17 protein-coding genes and 1 tRNA gene are annotated in these 14,465 nt (G+C 67.8%); 8 read left to right on the top strand and 10 right to left on the bottom strand.

The window, feature by feature from the left end:
• Window positions 1-247: 247 nt before the first annotated feature.
• Complete coding sequence (locus ABD206_RS07815) at window positions 248-1,210, bottom strand: EamA family transporter (RefSeq protein ID WP_344071093.1); 963 nt, start codon at window positions 1,208-1,210, stop codon at window positions 248-250.
• Window positions 1,211-1,264: 54 nt separating this feature from the next.
• Between ABD206_RS07815 and ABD206_RS07810 the strand changes: the two genes are divergently transcribed.
• A complete protein-coding gene (locus ABD206_RS07810) occupies window positions 1,265-3,487 on the top strand; it encodes an MMPL family transporter (RefSeq protein WP_344071091.1) in 2,223 nt (740 codons plus the stop codon).
• Window positions 3,484-4,062, top strand: a complete 579-nt coding sequence (locus tag ABD206_RS07805; protein ID WP_344071089.1) for an isochorismatase family protein — start codon at window positions 3,484-3,486, stop codon at window positions 4,060-4,062. The genes ABD206_RS07810 and ABD206_RS07805 overlap by 4 nt, the downstream gene beginning before the upstream one ends.
• Here the strand turns inward: ABD206_RS07805 and chrA are convergent, their stop codons facing one another.
• Genes chrA through ABD206_RS07775 form a run of 6 tightly spaced genes read right to left on the bottom strand, consistent with a single transcriptional unit; the run spans window position 4,063 to window position 8,524 of the window.
• Complete coding sequence (gene chrA / locus ABD206_RS07800; RefSeq protein WP_344071087.1) at window positions 4,063-5,289, bottom strand: chromate efflux transporter; 1,227 nt, start codon at window positions 5,287-5,289, stop codon at window positions 4,063-4,065. It abuts the gene before it with no gap.
• Window positions 5,290-5,340: 51 nt separating this feature from the next.
• Complete coding sequence (locus ABD206_RS07795) at window positions 5,341-5,727, bottom strand: arsenate-mycothiol transferase ArsC (RefSeq protein WP_344071085.1); 387 nt, start codon at window positions 5,725-5,727, stop codon at window positions 5,341-5,343.
• Window positions 5,724-6,473, bottom strand: coding sequence for an aquaporin (locus tag ABD206_RS07790; protein ID WP_344071083.1), 750 nt, complete (start codon window positions 6,471-6,473; stop codon window positions 5,724-5,726). The genes ABD206_RS07795 and ABD206_RS07790 overlap by 4 nt, the downstream gene beginning before the upstream one ends.
• An 18-nt stretch (window positions 6,474-6,491) precedes the next feature.
• A complete protein-coding gene (locus ABD206_RS07785; protein ID WP_344071080.1) occupies window positions 6,492-7,133 on the bottom strand; it encodes an arsenate reductase ArsC in 642 nt (213 codons plus the stop codon).
• Window positions 7,134-7,170: 37 nt separating this feature from the next.
• The gene (locus ABD206_RS07780; protein WP_344071078.1) at window positions 7,171-7,572 is read right to left on the bottom strand and encodes an arsenate reductase ArsC; all 402 of its coding nucleotides are present in this window, start codon (window positions 7,570-7,572) and stop codon (window positions 7,171-7,173) included.
• Between the two features lie 49 nt (window positions 7,573-7,621).
• A complete protein-coding gene (locus tag ABD206_RS07775) occupies window positions 7,622-8,524 on the bottom strand; it encodes a metalloregulator ArsR/SmtB family transcription factor (protein WP_344071077.1) in 903 nt (300 codons plus the stop codon).
• Between the two features lie 83 nt (window positions 8,525-8,607).
• Between ABD206_RS07775 and ABD206_RS07770 the strand changes: the two genes are divergently transcribed.
• The 3 genes from ABD206_RS07770 to ABD206_RS07760 all read left to right on the top strand — a co-directional run bounded on the left by ABD206_RS07770 (window position 8,608) and on the right by ABD206_RS07760 (window position 10,672).
• The gene (locus ABD206_RS07770; RefSeq protein WP_344071075.1) at window positions 8,608-9,171 is read left to right on the top strand and encodes a hypothetical protein; all 564 of its coding nucleotides are present in this window, start codon (window positions 8,608-8,610) and stop codon (window positions 9,169-9,171) included.
• 96 nt (window positions 9,172-9,267) lie between these two features.
• Entirely contained in the window at window positions 9,268-10,248 is a 981-nt protein-coding gene (locus ABD206_RS07765) for a YHYH protein (RefSeq protein WP_344071073.1), read from the top strand.
• Window positions 10,249-10,300: 52 nt separating this feature from the next.
• A complete protein-coding gene (locus ABD206_RS07760; protein WP_344071071.1) occupies window positions 10,301-10,672 on the top strand; it encodes a hypothetical protein in 372 nt (123 codons plus the stop codon).
• Window positions 10,673-10,688: 16 nt separating this feature from the next.
• Here the strand turns inward: ABD206_RS07760 and ABD206_RS07755 are convergent, their stop codons facing one another.
• Entirely contained in the window at window positions 10,689-11,153 is a 465-nt protein-coding gene (locus ABD206_RS07755) for a hypothetical protein (RefSeq protein ID WP_344071069.1), read from the bottom strand.
• Window positions 11,150-11,602 (bottom strand): DM13 domain-containing protein, encoded by a 453-nt coding sequence (locus ABD206_RS07750; RefSeq protein WP_344071068.1) that lies wholly within the window; start codon window positions 11,600-11,602, stop codon window positions 11,150-11,152. Before ABD206_RS07750 ends, ABD206_RS07755 begins: the two co-directional genes overlap by 4 nt.
• Window positions 11,603-11,759: 157 nt before the next feature.
• Here ABD206_RS07750 and ABD206_RS07745 point away from each other — a divergent pair, with 157 nt between their 5' ends.
• Both ABD206_RS07745 and ABD206_RS07740 read left to right on the top strand, forming a co-directional pair.
• Window positions 11,760-12,464 carry a response regulator transcription factor gene (locus ABD206_RS07745; RefSeq protein ID WP_344071066.1) on the top strand — a complete coding sequence of 235 codons (705 nt, stop codon included), beginning with the start codon at window positions 11,760-11,762 and terminating at the stop codon, window positions 12,462-12,464.
• Window positions 12,464-13,600: a sensor histidine kinase gene (locus ABD206_RS07740; RefSeq protein WP_344071064.1), complete on the top strand. Its 1,137-nt coding sequence runs from the start codon at window positions 12,464-12,466 to the stop codon at window positions 13,598-13,600. The genes ABD206_RS07745 and ABD206_RS07740 overlap by 1 nt, the downstream gene beginning before the upstream one ends.
• A 45-nt stretch (window positions 13,601-13,645) precedes the next feature.
• Here the strand turns inward: ABD206_RS07740 and ABD206_RS07735 are convergent.
• A tRNA-Lys gene (locus ABD206_RS07735) sits at window positions 13,646-13,721 on the bottom strand.
• Window positions 13,722-13,788: 67 nt separating this feature from the next.
• Here ABD206_RS07735 and ABD206_RS07730 point away from each other — a divergent pair.
• Window positions 13,789-14,427, top strand: coding sequence for a DNA-directed RNA polymerase subunit beta (locus ABD206_RS07730; protein ID WP_344071062.1), 639 nt, complete (start codon window positions 13,789-13,791; stop codon window positions 14,425-14,427).
• Window positions 14,428-14,465 lie beyond the last annotated feature (38 nt).

Raw genomic sequence — 14,465 nt, 5'->3', positions numbered from 1 at the left:
GAGGATGTCCCCCGAGTCATCCCAGAGAGTCGGTTGCATGTGCTCGATCATTAGCGCCCCACAGCGAAAAGAGCGCTTCTGCACAGTCCGGGATGCTCAGGGTTTCTTCAAGATCCTCGGAAAACTCGTAATGAATAGGTCAAGGGTTCGATTCCCTTAGGTGGCTCTGAACGAAGAAGACCGTCCCGCGGGGGCGGTCTTCTTCGTTCATCCCGGTGGCAAGTGAGCGGGCCCACGGGGTCGGAGGTCACGCGAGGGCGAGCAGGACGCCGGCGGCGAGTGCCAGGCCCAGTCCCACCCACTGCACAGTGGCCACGCGCTCGCGCAGCACGATCGCGGCGAGGATGATCGTCCCCGAGGGGTAGAGGGCGGTCAGCGCCGAAACGATCGAAAGGTCTCCGAGTCGCAGGGCGACGAGCATCATGGTGTTCGCCGCGACATCCAGCACACCGCAGATGATCGCAAACAGCCAGAACCGCGCGTGCGGTGTCGGCCGCTGGGCGACCGCCGGGGCGGGGCGGGTGTGCTCGAGGTCGGCGTGGCCGGTGGGTGTCATGCCGACCTCGATGCCGTCCACGCGCAGGGCGGATACCAGTGGCCGGCCGCGTCGCGTCGTCACCAGGATCAGGACGAGCACGATCACGACCGTGATGGACGCGTTTGCGACGCGGTTCATGACCAGGGGGACAAGACCGCTGGCAGCGCTCGTCTGATCGATCGAGATCATGAAGCCGCCGATCGCGAGTCCTGAACCGATGGCCATGAGCACGCCGCGACCCGAGGGACGCACGACCTTCTTGCCGGGGATGAATCCGACCAGGACCACCGCGACCAGAGCGATGCCGAGCCCGGCGTAGCCGAAGGAGTTCAGCGACTCGCCGCCGATCGTCAGACCCCAGATCATGGGGGCGATTGCGGCGGTCACCGCGGTGACAGGGGAGAGGATGCTCATCGGTCCGATCGCGAGACATGCGTAGAGCAGAGCGATCGCGATCACGCCGAAGACGCCAGAGAGGGCTCCCCAGGCGACATCGCCCGGGGTCCAGACACCGCCCATCACCGGGAGCAGGGCGAGCAGCAGCACGAGGCCGGTGAGCGCGGCGACGGCGGTCACGACGATCGAGCGCAGCCCCCGGGCGGCGCGACCGCCGAAGAAATCCGCCGCGCCGTAGATGAACGCTCCGACGAGCGCGATCGATGCCGAGAGCATGCGAATCAGCGTAGGGGTTGCGCACCAGCACTATTTGCTAGATAAACTAGCGATATGTTCACCTCCTCGTCCCGTCAGTCGGCCCGCCCCTCCCGATGGCTGCGTATCGGAATCCCCGCTGTGCTCGTGCTGGTGTGGTTCATCGTGGGCTCGATGGGTGGTCCCTATTTCGGCAAGGTCGACGAGGTCTCCACCAACGACCAGTCCAGCTACCTGCCGCAGAGCGCGGACGCGACACAGGTGTCGGAGCGCCTGATGGACTTCCTGGGCGAGGACTCGATTCCAGCCGTGCTCGTCGTCGACGGGCAGGGGGAGCTCACCGAGACGCAGATCGATGACATTCAGACGGTGGTCGATGACCTCGCTGCCGTCCAAGGTGTCGAGGATGGAGTCTCACCGCCCGTGATCTCAGACGACGGCGAGGCTGCCCAGGTCTTCATCCCGATTGATTCGAGCGCCGACATCCAAGAGGTGATCGACGAACTGCGGGCCACTGTCGCTGATGAGTTGCCCGCAGGGCTCGAGGGATGGGTCACCGGGCCCGCGGGCTTCACGGCGGACCTGGTCGAGGGTTTCCTCGGCATCGACGGGCTGCTCCTGGCCGTCGCGCTGATCGCCGTTTTCGTCATCCTGGTCATCGTCTACCGCTCGCCGCTGTTGCCGGTTCTGGTTCTGCTCACCTCGATGTTCGCGCTGACGGTCGCGCTCCTGACAGTGTGGTGGCTCGCCTACGCCGGCGTATTCGTGCTCAACGGTCAGGTGCAGGGGATCCTCTTCATTCTCGTGATCGGCGCCGCCACCGACTACGCGCTGCTCTACGTGGCCAGATTCCGAGAAGCACTCGCGGACGGGCTCGGCAGATGGGACGCTGCGCTGCGTGCCTGGAAGGGAGCGTTCGAGCCGATTGCGGCCTCGGGTGGCACGGTGATCGCAGGCCTTTTGTGTCTGCTGCTCTCGGACCTTGCGACCAACCGGGCGCTCGGCCCCATCGCCTCGGTCGGCATCCTGTTCTCGATGCTTTCGGCGCTGACATTCCTTCCGGCGCTGCTGGCACTGTTCGGCCGAGTCGCCTTCTGGCCTTTCATTCCGAAGACCGCCGCGGCACCGCTTCCGGAAGACTTCACCCAGCCCGTCAAGGGGTTCTGGCCGCGCCAGGCGCGCCTGATCGCACGGCATTCCCGGCCCGTGTGGATCATCTCCACCCTCGTGTTGCTGGTCGCCACCGTCGGGGTCACCCAGCTGAAGGCGGACGGCGTCGCATCCAGCGATCTCGTGCTCGGGTACTCGCAGGCACGGGACGGTCAAGAGGTGCTCGCCGAGCACTTCCCGGCAGGATCCGGGAGCCCTGTGTACGTGATCGTGCCGGAAAGCGAGCTCGCCGCCGCTGTCACGACACTCGACGACAGTTCCGGGATCGAGTCCGTCGCGGTCGTCTCGGCCGACTCGGTGACCGGTCAGGCCGCTGTGACGGTCGAGGACGGTGAGCCGGTGTTCGCGGCGGTCGGACCTCCCGGAACCGCCGCTCCCACACCGACCGTCTCTGAGGGCGATGTGCTCGTGGTCGCGACGCTCACCGATACCGCCGACAGCCCCGAGGCAGAGCAGACCGTGCGCGACCTGCGTGTCGCGTTCGCCGACGACCTCGGCGAGGGTGTCGCCCTCGTGGGCGGTGTCACAGCGACGGACGTCGACACCAACGACACGTCGATCCGGGACCGCACAGTGATCATCCCGGTGGTGCTGGTCGTGATCCTCCTGATCCTCATGCTGCTGCTGCGAGCCGTTCTTGCCCCGGTGCTGCTGATCCTCAGCGTCATCGTGTCTTTCGGCGCGGCACTCGGAGTGAGCGCCCTCGTCTTCAACTCCGTGTTCCAGTTCCCCGGCGCCGACCCGGCCGTCCCGCTCTACGGCTTCGTCTTCCTGGTGGCGCTGGGCGTGGACTACAACATCTTCCTGATGTCGCGGGTGCGTGAGGAGTCCCTCGTGCACGGCACGAGGCGCGGAATCCTGAGGGGGCTGGTTGCCACCGGCGGTGTCATCACCTCGGCGGGCCTGGTGCTCGCGGCGACGTTCGCGGCACTCGGCGTCATCCCGATCCTGTTCCTCGCGCAGCTCGCTTTCATCGTCGCCTTCGGCGTGCTACTGGACACCTTCGTGGTGCGCTCGCTGCTCGTGCCCGCTCTGTCGTACGACATCGGCCGCGCGATCTGGTGGCCCTCGAAGCTCTGGCGCCGCGACGAGCGTGCTGCACCGGACGGGCGTACCCTCGAAGAATGAGCAAAGCGCTGTTCATCGTCGATGTGCAGAACGATTTCACCGAGGGCGGCGCGCTCGGCGTCGAGGGCGGCGACGCCGTCGCCGAGCGGATCACGCAGTACCTCTCCGCGCACGCCGGCGAGTATTCGATGATCATCGCCTCGCGCGACTGGCACGATGACGACAACGACAACGGCGGACACTTCCACCCTGAACCCGACTACGTGGACACCTGGCCTTCGCACTGCGTCGCCGGTACCGAGGGTGCCGAGTACGACCCGGCGCTGGTGGTTGAGTCGGTCACTCATCACGTGAAGAAGGGGCAGGGGGAAGCCGCCTACTCACTGTTCGAGGGCGTCACAGACGAGGGTCACAAGGTCTCGGACCTGCTGACCGAGCACGGCATCCTCGACGTCGATGTCACCGGAATCGCCACCGACTACTGTGTGCGCGCCTCCGCCCTCCACGCGATCGAGCACGGCCGACACGTGCGGATCCTCACCGACCTCATCGCCGGTGTCGCCCCGGAATCGAGCGAAGCCGCGCTCGCCGAGCTCGCGCATGCCGGGGCGGTGCTGGCCGAGTCGGGCGCCTGATCAGGCGATCCCCGCGGCGGCAAGCAGCACTCCGCCCGCAGCGCCGACCAGCACGACCAGCCACGGGGGGAGCTTCCAGGCGGTGAGCAGCACGAAACACCCGAGTGCGAGCGAGAAGGATCCTGCGCCCACAACCGAGGTCGTGAACAGCGGCGTGTAGAGGGCCGCCCCGAGGATGCCGACCACGGCCGCGTTGGCACCGCGCATGAGCGCCTGCATCCACAGGCGCGAGCGCAGGGCGTTCCAGAAGGGCAGCACGCCGATCAGCAGCAGGAAACCGGGCAGGAACACCGCGAGAAGCGCGATGGCGGCGCCGAGCACACCACCGGGTCCCTCGGACGAGAGGGTGCCGAGGTAGGCCGCGAAGGCGAACAGCGGTCCGGGCATCGCCTGGGCGGCGCCGTAGCCGGCGAAGAACTGGTCGGCGCTGACCCAGCCGGGGGTGACGACCGAGGCCTGCAACAGCGGCAGCACGACATGACCGCCGCCGAAGACCAGTGCCCCTGCGCGGTAGAACGCGTCGAAGAGGCTGACGGCTCCCGAGCCCGCGGCGGCGGCGATGAGCGGCAGGCCGAGGAGCAGGATGGTGAACAGTGCCAGTGAGACGATCCCGACCGTGCGCGAGACGGGGAATCGGAGAAGTCCGGCGACTTCGCCCGCTCGCGGTCGGCAGAGAACCAGGCCGGCGACGGCGCCCAGGGCGATCGCGGCGATCTGACCGAGCGATCCCGCGAGCATCAGCGCGACCACGGCGGCCACGACGGCGATCGAGGCGCGTCGGGCATCGGGGGTGAGCGTCTTCGCCATCCCCCAGACGGCCTGGGCCACAATCGCGACCGCGACGGTCTTCAGTCCGGTCAGAAGTCCCGTCCCGATGACACCCTCGAACAGGCTCGCGCCGAACGCGATCGCGACCATGAGGATCGCAGACGGCAGGGTGAACGCGAGGAACGCGGCCACAGCCCCCCAGGCTCCTGCGCGCTCGAGCCCGAGTGCGAAGCCGACCTGGCTGGAGGCGGGGCCGGGGAGGAACTGGCACAGGGCGACGAGGTCCGCGTACGCCTTGTCCGACATCCACTTTCGCCGCGCGATGAGGTCGTCGCGGAAGTAGCCGAGGTGTGCGATGGGCCCCCCGAAGGATGTCACGCCCAGGCGCAGAAACGCGAGGAACACCTCGGTGACCGACCCGCGTGGCGCGGACGGCCCGGCGGACGGCGAGTCAGGCATCCACGGTCCTTTCACCGAGCTTGCGCGAGCGCAACTGCTGCGCCGAGACGGTCAGAGCCGGGCGGCGAGTGCCTTCACGCTGTCGAAGACGTCGTCGCGCAGTCCACGTGCGCCGTCGGCCTCCCAGTTGGCGGGGTCGGGGAATGACCACTCCACCAGTTCGCCCGCCACTGGGCCCGGCAGGGCGAGCCCCGGCTTCATCGTCACGACGATGTCCGCGGTGGCGAGGTCCTCGGCGGTCACCGCGCGCGGGACGGCTCCCGACGCGTCGATGTCGAGCTCGGCGAGCGTGGCGGCGATCGCCGGGTTGATCGCCTGCGCGGGAGAGAGCCCGCCGCTCGTCGTCACGACGCCCTCGGGAGCGATCGCGGCGAACAGGTGCGCGCCCAGCTGCGAGCGGCCCGCATTGTGGTTGCAGATGAACAGCACCGTGGTCATCGGGTCTCCTTGTCGTCGAGAAGCTTGTCGTCAAGCTGCGGGATGACGATCTCTTCGGCTGCATCCGTGACATGGGGGAACAGCAGCACCGCGAGTGCGATCGCCAGGGCCATCCCCACCAGCTGGGCACCGATGAAGGGCAGTACCGAACCGGCAGCGATCCCTGCGAAGGTATCGCTGAAGAGTCGCCCGACGGTGACCGCGGGGTTTGCGAAGGATGTCGAGCTGGTGAACCAATACGCTGCGCCGATGTAAGCGCCTACGGCCGGGGCTGCGGCCGCTCCTCGCCCGGTGCGGGCGAGCGCGATGATCAGCAGCACGAGCCCTGCGGTGGCGACCACTTCGGCCAGCAGAGTGGCCGGCGTCGCCCGATCATGCGTCGAGAAGGTCGTCGGTACATCGAACATGAGGTTCGCGAGGACCGCACCGCCGATCGCGCCGAGCACCTGCGCGACGACGTAGACGCCCACCGCGGGGAGGGTGAGCCCGACACGCTGTCTGCGCCCGAGGAACCAGTCCGCGAGCGAGACGACCGGGTTGAAGTGCGCGCCCGACACCGGGCCGAACATGAGGATGAGCACCGCCAGGCCGAAGGCGGTGGCGATGGAGTTCTCGAGCAGTTGGAGCCCGACATCCGTCGAGAGTCGGCTCGCGGCGATGCCGGAGCCGACCACGACGGTGACGAGCAGACCCGTGCCGAGGAATTCGGCGAAGGCGCGACGCAGGATCGGTGCGGGGGAGGACACGTGCGGGGAGTTATCCGTTCAGTCGGTGAGTTCGTAGACGAGGCGCTCGACCTTGGCGCGGATATCGTCGCGCACGGCGCGGACGCCGTCGAGGTCGAGTTCCGCGGGGTCCTGCAGCTCCCAGTCGAGGTAGCGCTTGCCGGGATACACGGGGCAGGCGTCGCCGCAGCCCATTGTGACGATCGCGTCCGCCGCGCGCACGACATCGTCGGTGAGGGGCTTCGGAAACTCCTCGTTCATGTCGATGCCGAGCTCTTCCAGCACGGTCACGACCGCGGGGTGGATCGTGACGCCCGGCTGCGAGCCGGCCGAGCGCACGTGCACCTTCTCGCCCGCGATCGAGCGGGTGAGAGCAGCGGCCATCTGCGAGCGGCCGGAGTTCTGCACGCAGATATAGAGGACCTCGGGGACGTGCTTGGCGACGAGACCTTTGGACTGGGCGAGTGCGATCAGACGGTCGCGCGCGAATTTCTCGGCGAGTGATGCGAGGTGGACATCGACCTTGGCGGTGCGGGCGAGCGCCGCATACGACTCGAAGACGATCCGCTCGACGGTCTCCTCGTTGACGATTCCGACGTAGTGCTGCGCGAGGCGCTCGGATGCGCGGTGGAGGGTGGCTTCGACAGACAGCAGCGCCGCCTGTCCCCGTTCTGTTGACATGGTGATTCTCCCTGTGGAGGACTCGACGACGGCTCGGCTATGCGGTGAGCTCGGTGATGAGGGTTTCGATGCGTCCGCGGATGTCGTCGCGGATGATGCGCACGGACTCGATGCCCTGACCGGCCGGGTCGTCGAGCTTCCAGTCCTCGTAGCGCTTGCCGGGGAAGATGGGGCAGGCGTCGCCGCAGCCCATCGTGATGACGACATCCGACTCCTTGACGGCCTCGACAGTGAGGACCTTGGGAGTGTTGCCGGCGATGTCGATGCCCTCTTCGGCCATGGCCTCCACAGCGACGGGGTTGATCTGGTCTTTGGGCTCGGAGCCCGCCGAGAGGACTTCGATGCGGCCTTCGCCGAGGGCGGCCAGGTATGCGGCGGCCATCTGGGAGCGACCGGCGTTGTGGACGCAGACGAACAGGACGGTGGGCTTGTCGGCCATGGGATCGCTTCTCTCTGTCGGGGGCGTTGAGAAAAGCATAGATCAAGATCTATTGGTTGTCATCCTCATCGACCGATGGGTTTCGCAGTTCGGAGAGGAGTGTGCGCACGCGCCCCTCGATGTCGTCGCGGATCTCACGGACGACCGACAGCGGCTGGCCCACTGGATCGGCGAGATCCCAGTCGAGGTAGCGGTGTCCGGGGTAGATGGGGCAGGCGTCGCCGCACCCCATGGTGACGACGACGTCGGCGGCCCGGACAGCCTCGTCGGTCAGGGGCTTGGGGAACTCATCTCCCGTGGAGACACCGATCTCGTCGAGCGCGGTGACGACGGTGGAGCGCATGTCCGCGGCGGGCGCGGAGCCTGCGGTACGGACGGTCACCGCGTCGCCGGCGAGGTGGCGCAGGATGCCCGCTGCCAGCTGCGAGCGCCCGGCGTTCTGCACGCAGACGAACAGGACGCTGGGGCGGTGGGCGCGGGGGGAAAGGGTTGATTCCACGCGGGCGCAGAGCCGCGAGGCTGCGAACGACGCGACGCGCGAGGTCAACAGAGACGTGCCGCTGTCAGAGAGCGCGCGGTACGAGTCGGCCACGACCTCGCGGATGGTGACGGGGTCGATCGTCCCCGCGAAGCGCAGAGTCAGGTCGGCCGTGATGCGGTCGAGATCAACCGCATCACTCGTGGTGGCGGTCCCGAGCATCGCGTCTACGCGAGCTGCGGCATCCTGATCGATCGAGTACCAGACCTGTCGCCCCGACGGTTCGCGAGCGACGACACCGTCCGCGAGCAGGGTCTTCATGTGGTGGCTCACGGTGGGCTGTCGAAGGCCGAGCTCCGCGGCGATGCGTCCGACCAGCTCCCGACCATCCGCAGACCGCCGGATGAGCTCGACGATGCGCACGCGCGTGGGGTCTGCGAGTGAGGTCAACGTCGGCTCGGAGCGAGAATCCATTGATGCAAGTCTATCGGATGTCGGCAACAGGCTTGTTCGACTGTGCTCACCTGCGCGAAACACGTCGCGACATAGGCTGATGCATGGCCCTCCTCTCACCCCATGAATTCGGCCCGACCGTCGTCGCCGTCGTTGGTGCGGCGGTGGATGACACGCTCGAGAGCTTCGCGACGTGTGGCGGTGTCGATGTGATGTCACTGCGTGACCGCGAGCCGGATCTCGCCTCGCGCCGTATCCGTGCCTCATCCGCGTCGCTCGTCGTGCACGACGCAGATCCGCTCGAGCATGTCGCCGCGGCGTGGGTCGAGCTCTTCCAGGAGCGCGCGACGCTCGGCGCGCTCGAAGCCGAGATCGACGCTGCGCTCGACAGATTTGAGCGCGGGAGTGTCGCGATGCCCGACTATTACCTCGTTGTCGAACCGGATGCCTCCGATGACGAATGGCTGCACTGGTGGTGTGGGGCATTGGGGCGAGGCGCGCCGAGGCGAGTGATGCCACTCGCCGCTCCGGCGGGTTCCTCGGACGCCGGTCTGGGGCGCGTGCTCAGCTCGCTCCCCACCTCGCGTCCGTGGCCGGAACCTGCCACGTGGCTTCCCGATCTCGCCTACGATATTCCGGACCGCGTCGGGGTCCGTGCGGGGGAGTGAGTCGGGTCGTGTGCGCCGTTGCCGAGAGCTGCATCCATAGCGAATCGTGACATCGCCGTTGCCCGCGCGGAGTTGATCTCCCCTACCCTCGGGGCCATGCGACGGATGGGAACTGCGGTCTCCGGTGCTGTCATTGCGGGGATTCTGCTCACCGGATGCGGGCAGTCGGGAGCGGCCCCGTCACCGAGCTCGAGCGCAGTGGCGAGCGCTTCCGTCGCGGCCGCCGACGCCGACCTCAGCGGCGCGCTCACGCTCGACCCCGAGGGTTGGTACGGCGACGTCTATGCGGACGGCATCCTTCCTGTCGGCGACGGCCGGTACTCGGAGGTGAAGCCCGCGGTGGGGACGGTCTACCTGTGCTCGGAGAATTTTGCGCAGAACGGGGCCGGCGCGCAGGAGCGCGGGCCGTGGTTCATCAACGACGACACCGAGTGGGATCTGTCGCTGAAGATCCACGTCCAGGGCGCGGTCGAGTGGGAGCCGCAGATGACCGTGACGCTCGACGGCGACACGCGGACCGTGACGACCAACGACCTGCCCGACCACACGACGGGTGAGTTCCCCGTGGCCCGGGACGACCCGGCATACGACTACGACCGCAATCCGAACTCGATCAGTGCCCAGGAGCTCACTTATGACCTGAACGCCTCTCCGCAATACGGTGAGCCGCACTGCATGGGCGGAGAGGCCGGAGTGATGCTCACCGGCGCGGCGCTGTTCAACGCCTTCGACGAGCTCGGTCGCGACGCAGGTGCCTGGGAGATCCAGGATGCGTGCGAGGGGCACCCGCAGCAGGCCGGCGAATACCATTACCACACCCTCTCCTCGTGCATCGGTGCGGTCAGTGTCGAGACGGTGATCGGGTTCGCCTTGGACGGTTTCCCCATCACTGGGCCGACCGTCTCGGAGGGCAACGTGCTCACGACGGCGGACCTCGACGAATGTCACGGGATCGTCAGTGACGTGGAACTCGACGGGGAGACGGTCACGACCTACCACTACGTCATGACGCAGGACTTTCCGTACTCGGTCTCGTGCTTCCGCGCGGAGCCGATCACGATGCATCCCGCCCACTGACGCGCGGCGATCCGAACTATCCTGGCCGCATGCTGACCTCATTGGTGACCGGATGATCATCGCGCTGTTCCGTCGCCGCCTGCGCGAGGGCGTGAGCTTCGACGATTTCATCCGCGCCTGGGAGGCGGACGAGGGGTTCGGGGTGCCCGCCCGCGTCTTCAACGCGGTGTCGCTGAGTGATCCGCGCGAGGTGCTGTCGGTCGGCTTCGTCGATATTCCGGCGGATGCGCTGAGAGCAACCGCGGAGCAGGTCGCCGACCAGGAGGCGAAGCGGCACTCGCGCATCGATGAGGTCATCGAGAGCACGGAGTTGCGCGCGTTCTACGACCTGCGCACCGAGCACGACTTCTCGGGTGAACCGACGGAGATCGAGCTCGGGTCACTGGCCAGCATGGTGGCCGTGCTCGGGCGCGCGTCGGAGTAACGCGGCCAGAGCTGCGCTACAACCAGCGCGCTACCGCAGGCGAAGGACTGCGGCGCGCCAGCAGCAGCGCGCTCAGCGAGAAGCGGCGGGCGGCCGCCGGGGCCAGCAGGATCACGACCGACAGCACCGCCATCACCGGGTACTGGTCGATCAGCTGGTCCGAGCTCCAGTACAGCAGCAGCGTGAACAGCGATCCGATTGCCGCGGGGAGCGTCAGCACACCGAGGACCAGTGCCACCCCGAGCCCCGTCTCCAGCAGCGGGATCCCCGCACCGAACAGGCCGGGAACTGCCTGCATGGCGGAGCCGGGGAAGACGTCGAACCAGTCCGGCACCCGCGGGGTGCCGCCCACCAGCAGGATGTCACCGCCGTCGAAGTGGGCCTGGTACTTGAAGAGCCCCTCCAGCAGCCACAGCACGCCGAGGGTCACCCTCATCGCGCCGACCACGATCGGCGCGATGAGGGATGCACTCCGGGTCATGACAGCTCGGCCGCCCCGAAGACCGCGGCCGCCTTGTCGCAGTGGATGACCACGGTGGTGTACATCGCGGTGTCCATACCGTTCAGATCGAACTGCTGATCGGCCTCGTCCCAGGCGACCGTGCCGAGCTCGATGCCGTTCGCGACGGCGTCCTCATCGGTGCCGTTGGTGAGGTAGACGTGCAAGTCGGGGCCTTCGTCGGAGGAGAAGCCGGTGAGTACCAGGTGCTCCTCGTGGATCTCGACCGTGCCAGAGACCTGCTGACCGTTCAGGCCCTCGAAGGTTCCGGAACTCGCCGCGACCATCGGCTCGTCCATCTCCTCCATGTCGTCCATGTCGTCGGTTGCTGTGGCGGTCGCGGTCGCACCCGTCTCGGGCGTGGTGTCGGTGGTGGTGGTCGCGCAACCGGTGAGTGCGAGCAGAGTCGCGAGGAACGCGGCTCCCGTCATCGCTGTGATTCGTATTCGCATTGGAGTTCCTCTCGTTGGCGCCGCGGGATTCGCCGCGGTCGAGCTGACGCTAGCCCCGGTTCCGGACGCGGGAAGCAGAGATTTCAGGACCGTAAGGAACGGGCATGCGCTCGCGAGTTCGGCCTATGCTCATGCCGTGGAAGCCAAGGGCGGGCGCGGCGAGCGCGTGATGATCGTCGAGGACGATGCCACGGTACGCACCGTCGTCGGCGACTACCTGCGCGGACGTGGCTACCGCGTCACGCAGCTCGCCGACGGTCGGGAGGCCAGTGACGCGCTGCGCGCCGATCTGCCCGACGTGCTCGTGCTCGACCGCATGCTGCCCGGCGTCGACGGAGACGAGCTGTGTCGTCAGGTGCGGGAGCGCTCCGACCTCCCCATCATCATGCTCACCGCGCTCGGGTCCGCGGGCGCCCGCATCGACGGGCTGGAGCGCGGCGCCGACGACTACCTCGCCAAGCCTTTTGCGATGCGCGAGCTGCAGCTGCGGATCGCTGGCCTGCTGCGGCGGCGAAGCGAGCCGAGCTCGCCGCTCGCGCCGTTCTCGGTCGGCCCGTTCCGCATCGACCCGGCCACGCATCGCATCACCCGCCACGGCGCCGAAATCTCGCTCACCGCCCGGGAGTACGAGCTGTTCCTCTTCCTGCTGCGCAACCCGGATCGGGTGCTCTCACGTGAGGACATCCTGCGCGATGTCTGGGGCTGGAGTTTCGGCGAGCCCTCCACGGTGACGGTGCACGTGCGCCGGCTGCGGGAGAAGATCGAGTGCGACCCGCAAGTGCCGGAGTATCTGCTCACCGAGTGGGGCGCCGGCTACCGCTTCACAACGGCGGGCGCGTGATGCCGAGCCTCTCCGACTTCCTGTTCATCGGGGCGACCGCGCTCGCCTGTACCGCCGCGGTGACGGTAGTGGCGCTCGGGCTGCTGTGGCTGCTGCGACGGCGCTCGCTCGGCGCTCAACTGGCCGTCGTCGTGGGTGCCGTGATCGTCGCGATCGCGGTCTCCACGCTCGCCGTCTCCGCTCAGATGTACTTCTCTGAGCACGACCTGAAGGTGCTGGTCTGGGTTCTCGGTGCCTCTGCGCTGCTCGGCCTCGGCGCCGCCTGGCTGCTTGCCCGGGTCGCACGACGCTCAGTCGCTCGGCTGGGGGAGCGGGTGCGACGCATCGGCCGCGGCGACGTGGTGGCCTACGAGCCGGCAGGTTGGAAGGAGTTCGACGAGCTGGCCGGCGAGCTTGCCGATACTTCGCAGCGGCTCGCGGCAGCGCGGGCGGAGGTGGAGCGCCTCGACGCTTCCCGTCGGCAGCTCGTCGCGTGGGTGTCGCACGACCTGCGCACACCGCTCACCGGCATCCGGGTGATGGCGGAGGCCCTCGAAGAGGGCGTCGCCGAGGACCCAGATGCGTACGTCAGGCAGATCCGGGTGCAGGTGGATGCCGTGAATCGGATGGTGGACGGGCTCTTCGAGCTGTCCAAGATCCACAGTGGCACTCTCACGCTGCGCAAGGAGCCGATCGTGCTGCTCGATCTTCTTTCGGACGCGGCTGCCGACATGGTGCCGCTCGCGACCGAGCGGGGAATCCGGATCTCGCTCGCCGGCGTCGCCGATCAGATGATCCTTGCGGACCCGCGCGAACTCGGTCGGGTGGTGGCGAACCTGCTCGCGAACAGTATCCGGCACGCTCCCGAGGACTCCGAGATCGTGGTCTCGACGCACCGCACCGCTGACGATCGGATCGTGGTCAGCGTGCTGGACCGCGGTCCCGGTGTCGCCTCGAAGGACCTGGGGCGCATGTTCGAACTCGGGTGGCGCGGCGATGACGCCCGTACGCTCGCCGATCAGGTCACAGCTTCGCCCGGGGCCGGGCTGGGTCTCGCCATCGTGCGCGGCATCGTTGAGGCGCATGGCGGGCGGGTGACGGCCGTGCGTGTCGACGAGGGCTTCCGACTGGACGTGAGCTTGCCGACCCGGACCTGAACGAACCGGCTCGTGCGGGCTGTCGTCCCATCGATCTGCGCGATGTGGTGGGCCCGGAGGGGCTCGAACCCTCGACCCGCGGATTAAAAGTCCGATGCTCTACCGACTGAGCTACAGGCCCGAGCTTCCAGCCTACTTCGTGTGCGGCATCCGCCGCGTTCGATCGGGCCGCGCGTACTCTGGAACGAGTGAGTGACGAGTCCCGACCCTTTCACAAGCCCGTCAGACGGCCCGCAGAGCTGTTCGACAGGCTCTTCAGCGCCTCAGACCCGGCCGAGGTCTCGCGAGTGGCGCATTCCACAGCGCAGGCGCTGCTCGCTCGTGTGCGCGCGGAGCCCGACGGGGAGATCATCGACCGCTTGGTCGCGTTCACCGCCGAGCACGGCATCGACGACATCGCGGAGCTCTGGTCCAGAGCTCCCGCCAAGACCCTTCCCGGCGCGCTGTGGCGGCTGTATCTGCTGCAGCTGATGATCCACGACGATCCTCAGACCGCCGCGCTGACCTATGAGCGGGGACGTCGCACGCTACACACGGCCGACCCCGTGGTTGCCGGCGCGCCGGTTCCGGCCGGGCCCGACGAGCTGGTTGTGCTCATCGACACGATCCTGCGGGGTCTCTTCGAAGGCGACTTCGCCGTGGCGCTTGACCGTGCCGCCGCATTCTGTCGCGTCCAGGCGGCGGGAGCCACCTTCCTCGCCGACGACTATGACGGTACCGAAGATGCTCGCAGCACCGCGTTCACGACCCGTGCGCTGCGCCTGAGCGACTACGCCGAGGATCTCTCCGCCAGCGCCGCCCTCTGGCGCCGCGACGCCCTCACCTGAAAAGAAAGAGCCGGGCCGCAGAACGCCTCTCGGCGCGA

This window comes from Microbacterium sediminicola (assembly GCF_039531125.1).
Classification (GTDB): Bacteria; Actinomycetota; Actinomycetes; order Actinomycetales; family Microbacteriaceae; genus Microbacterium; species Microbacterium sediminicola.
This window is presented reverse-complemented; position numbering and strand designations above follow the sequence as displayed.

Excerpts from the sequence above, each read along its gene's own strand:
- ABD206_RS07815 (WP_344071093.1), bottom strand. The coding sequence starts at position 1,210 with ATGCTCTCGGCATCGATCGCGCTCGTCGGAGCGTTCATCTACGGCGCG.
- ABD206_RS07810 (WP_344071091.1), top strand. The coding sequence starts at position 1,265 with ATGTTCACCTCCTCGTCCCGTCAGTCGGCCCGCCCCTCCCGATGGCTG.
- ABD206_RS07805 (WP_344071089.1), top strand. The coding sequence starts at position 3,484 with ATGAGCAAAGCGCTGTTCATCGTCGATGTGCAGAACGATTTCACCGAG.
- chrA (WP_344071087.1), bottom strand. The coding sequence starts at position 5,289 with ATGCCTGACTCGCCGTCCGCCGGGCCGTCCGCGCCACGCGGGTCGGTC.
- ABD206_RS07795 (WP_344071085.1), bottom strand. The coding sequence starts at position 5,727 with ATGACCACGGTGCTGTTCATCTGCAACCACAATGCGGGCCGCTCGCAG.
- ABD206_RS07785 (WP_344071080.1), bottom strand. The coding sequence starts at position 7,133 with ATGTCAACAGAACGGGGACAGGCGGCGCTGCTGTCTGTCGAAGCCACC.
- ABD206_RS07780 (WP_344071078.1), bottom strand. The coding sequence starts at position 7,572 with ATGGCCGACAAGCCCACCGTCCTGTTCGTCTGCGTCCACAACGCCGGT.
- ABD206_RS07775 (WP_344071077.1), bottom strand. The coding sequence starts at position 8,524 with ATGGATTCTCGCTCCGAGCCGACGTTGACCTCACTCGCAGACCCCACG.
- ABD206_RS07770 (WP_344071075.1), top strand. The coding sequence starts at position 8,608 with ATGGCCCTCCTCTCACCCCATGAATTCGGCCCGACCGTCGTCGCCGTC.
- ABD206_RS07765 (WP_344071073.1), top strand. The coding sequence starts at position 9,268 with ATGCGACGGATGGGAACTGCGGTCTCCGGTGCTGTCATTGCGGGGATT.
- ABD206_RS07760 (WP_344071071.1), top strand. The coding sequence starts at position 10,301 with ATGATCATCGCGCTGTTCCGTCGCCGCCTGCGCGAGGGCGTGAGCTTC.
- ABD206_RS07755 (WP_344071069.1), bottom strand. The coding sequence starts at position 11,153 with ATGACCCGGAGTGCATCCCTCATCGCGCCGATCGTGGTCGGCGCGATG.
- ABD206_RS07750 (WP_344071068.1), bottom strand. The coding sequence starts at position 11,602 with ATGACGGGAGCCGCGTTCCTCGCGACTCTGCTCGCACTCACCGGTTGC.
- ABD206_RS07740 (WP_344071064.1), top strand. The coding sequence starts at position 12,464 with ATGCCGAGCCTCTCCGACTTCCTGTTCATCGGGGCGACCGCGCTCGCC.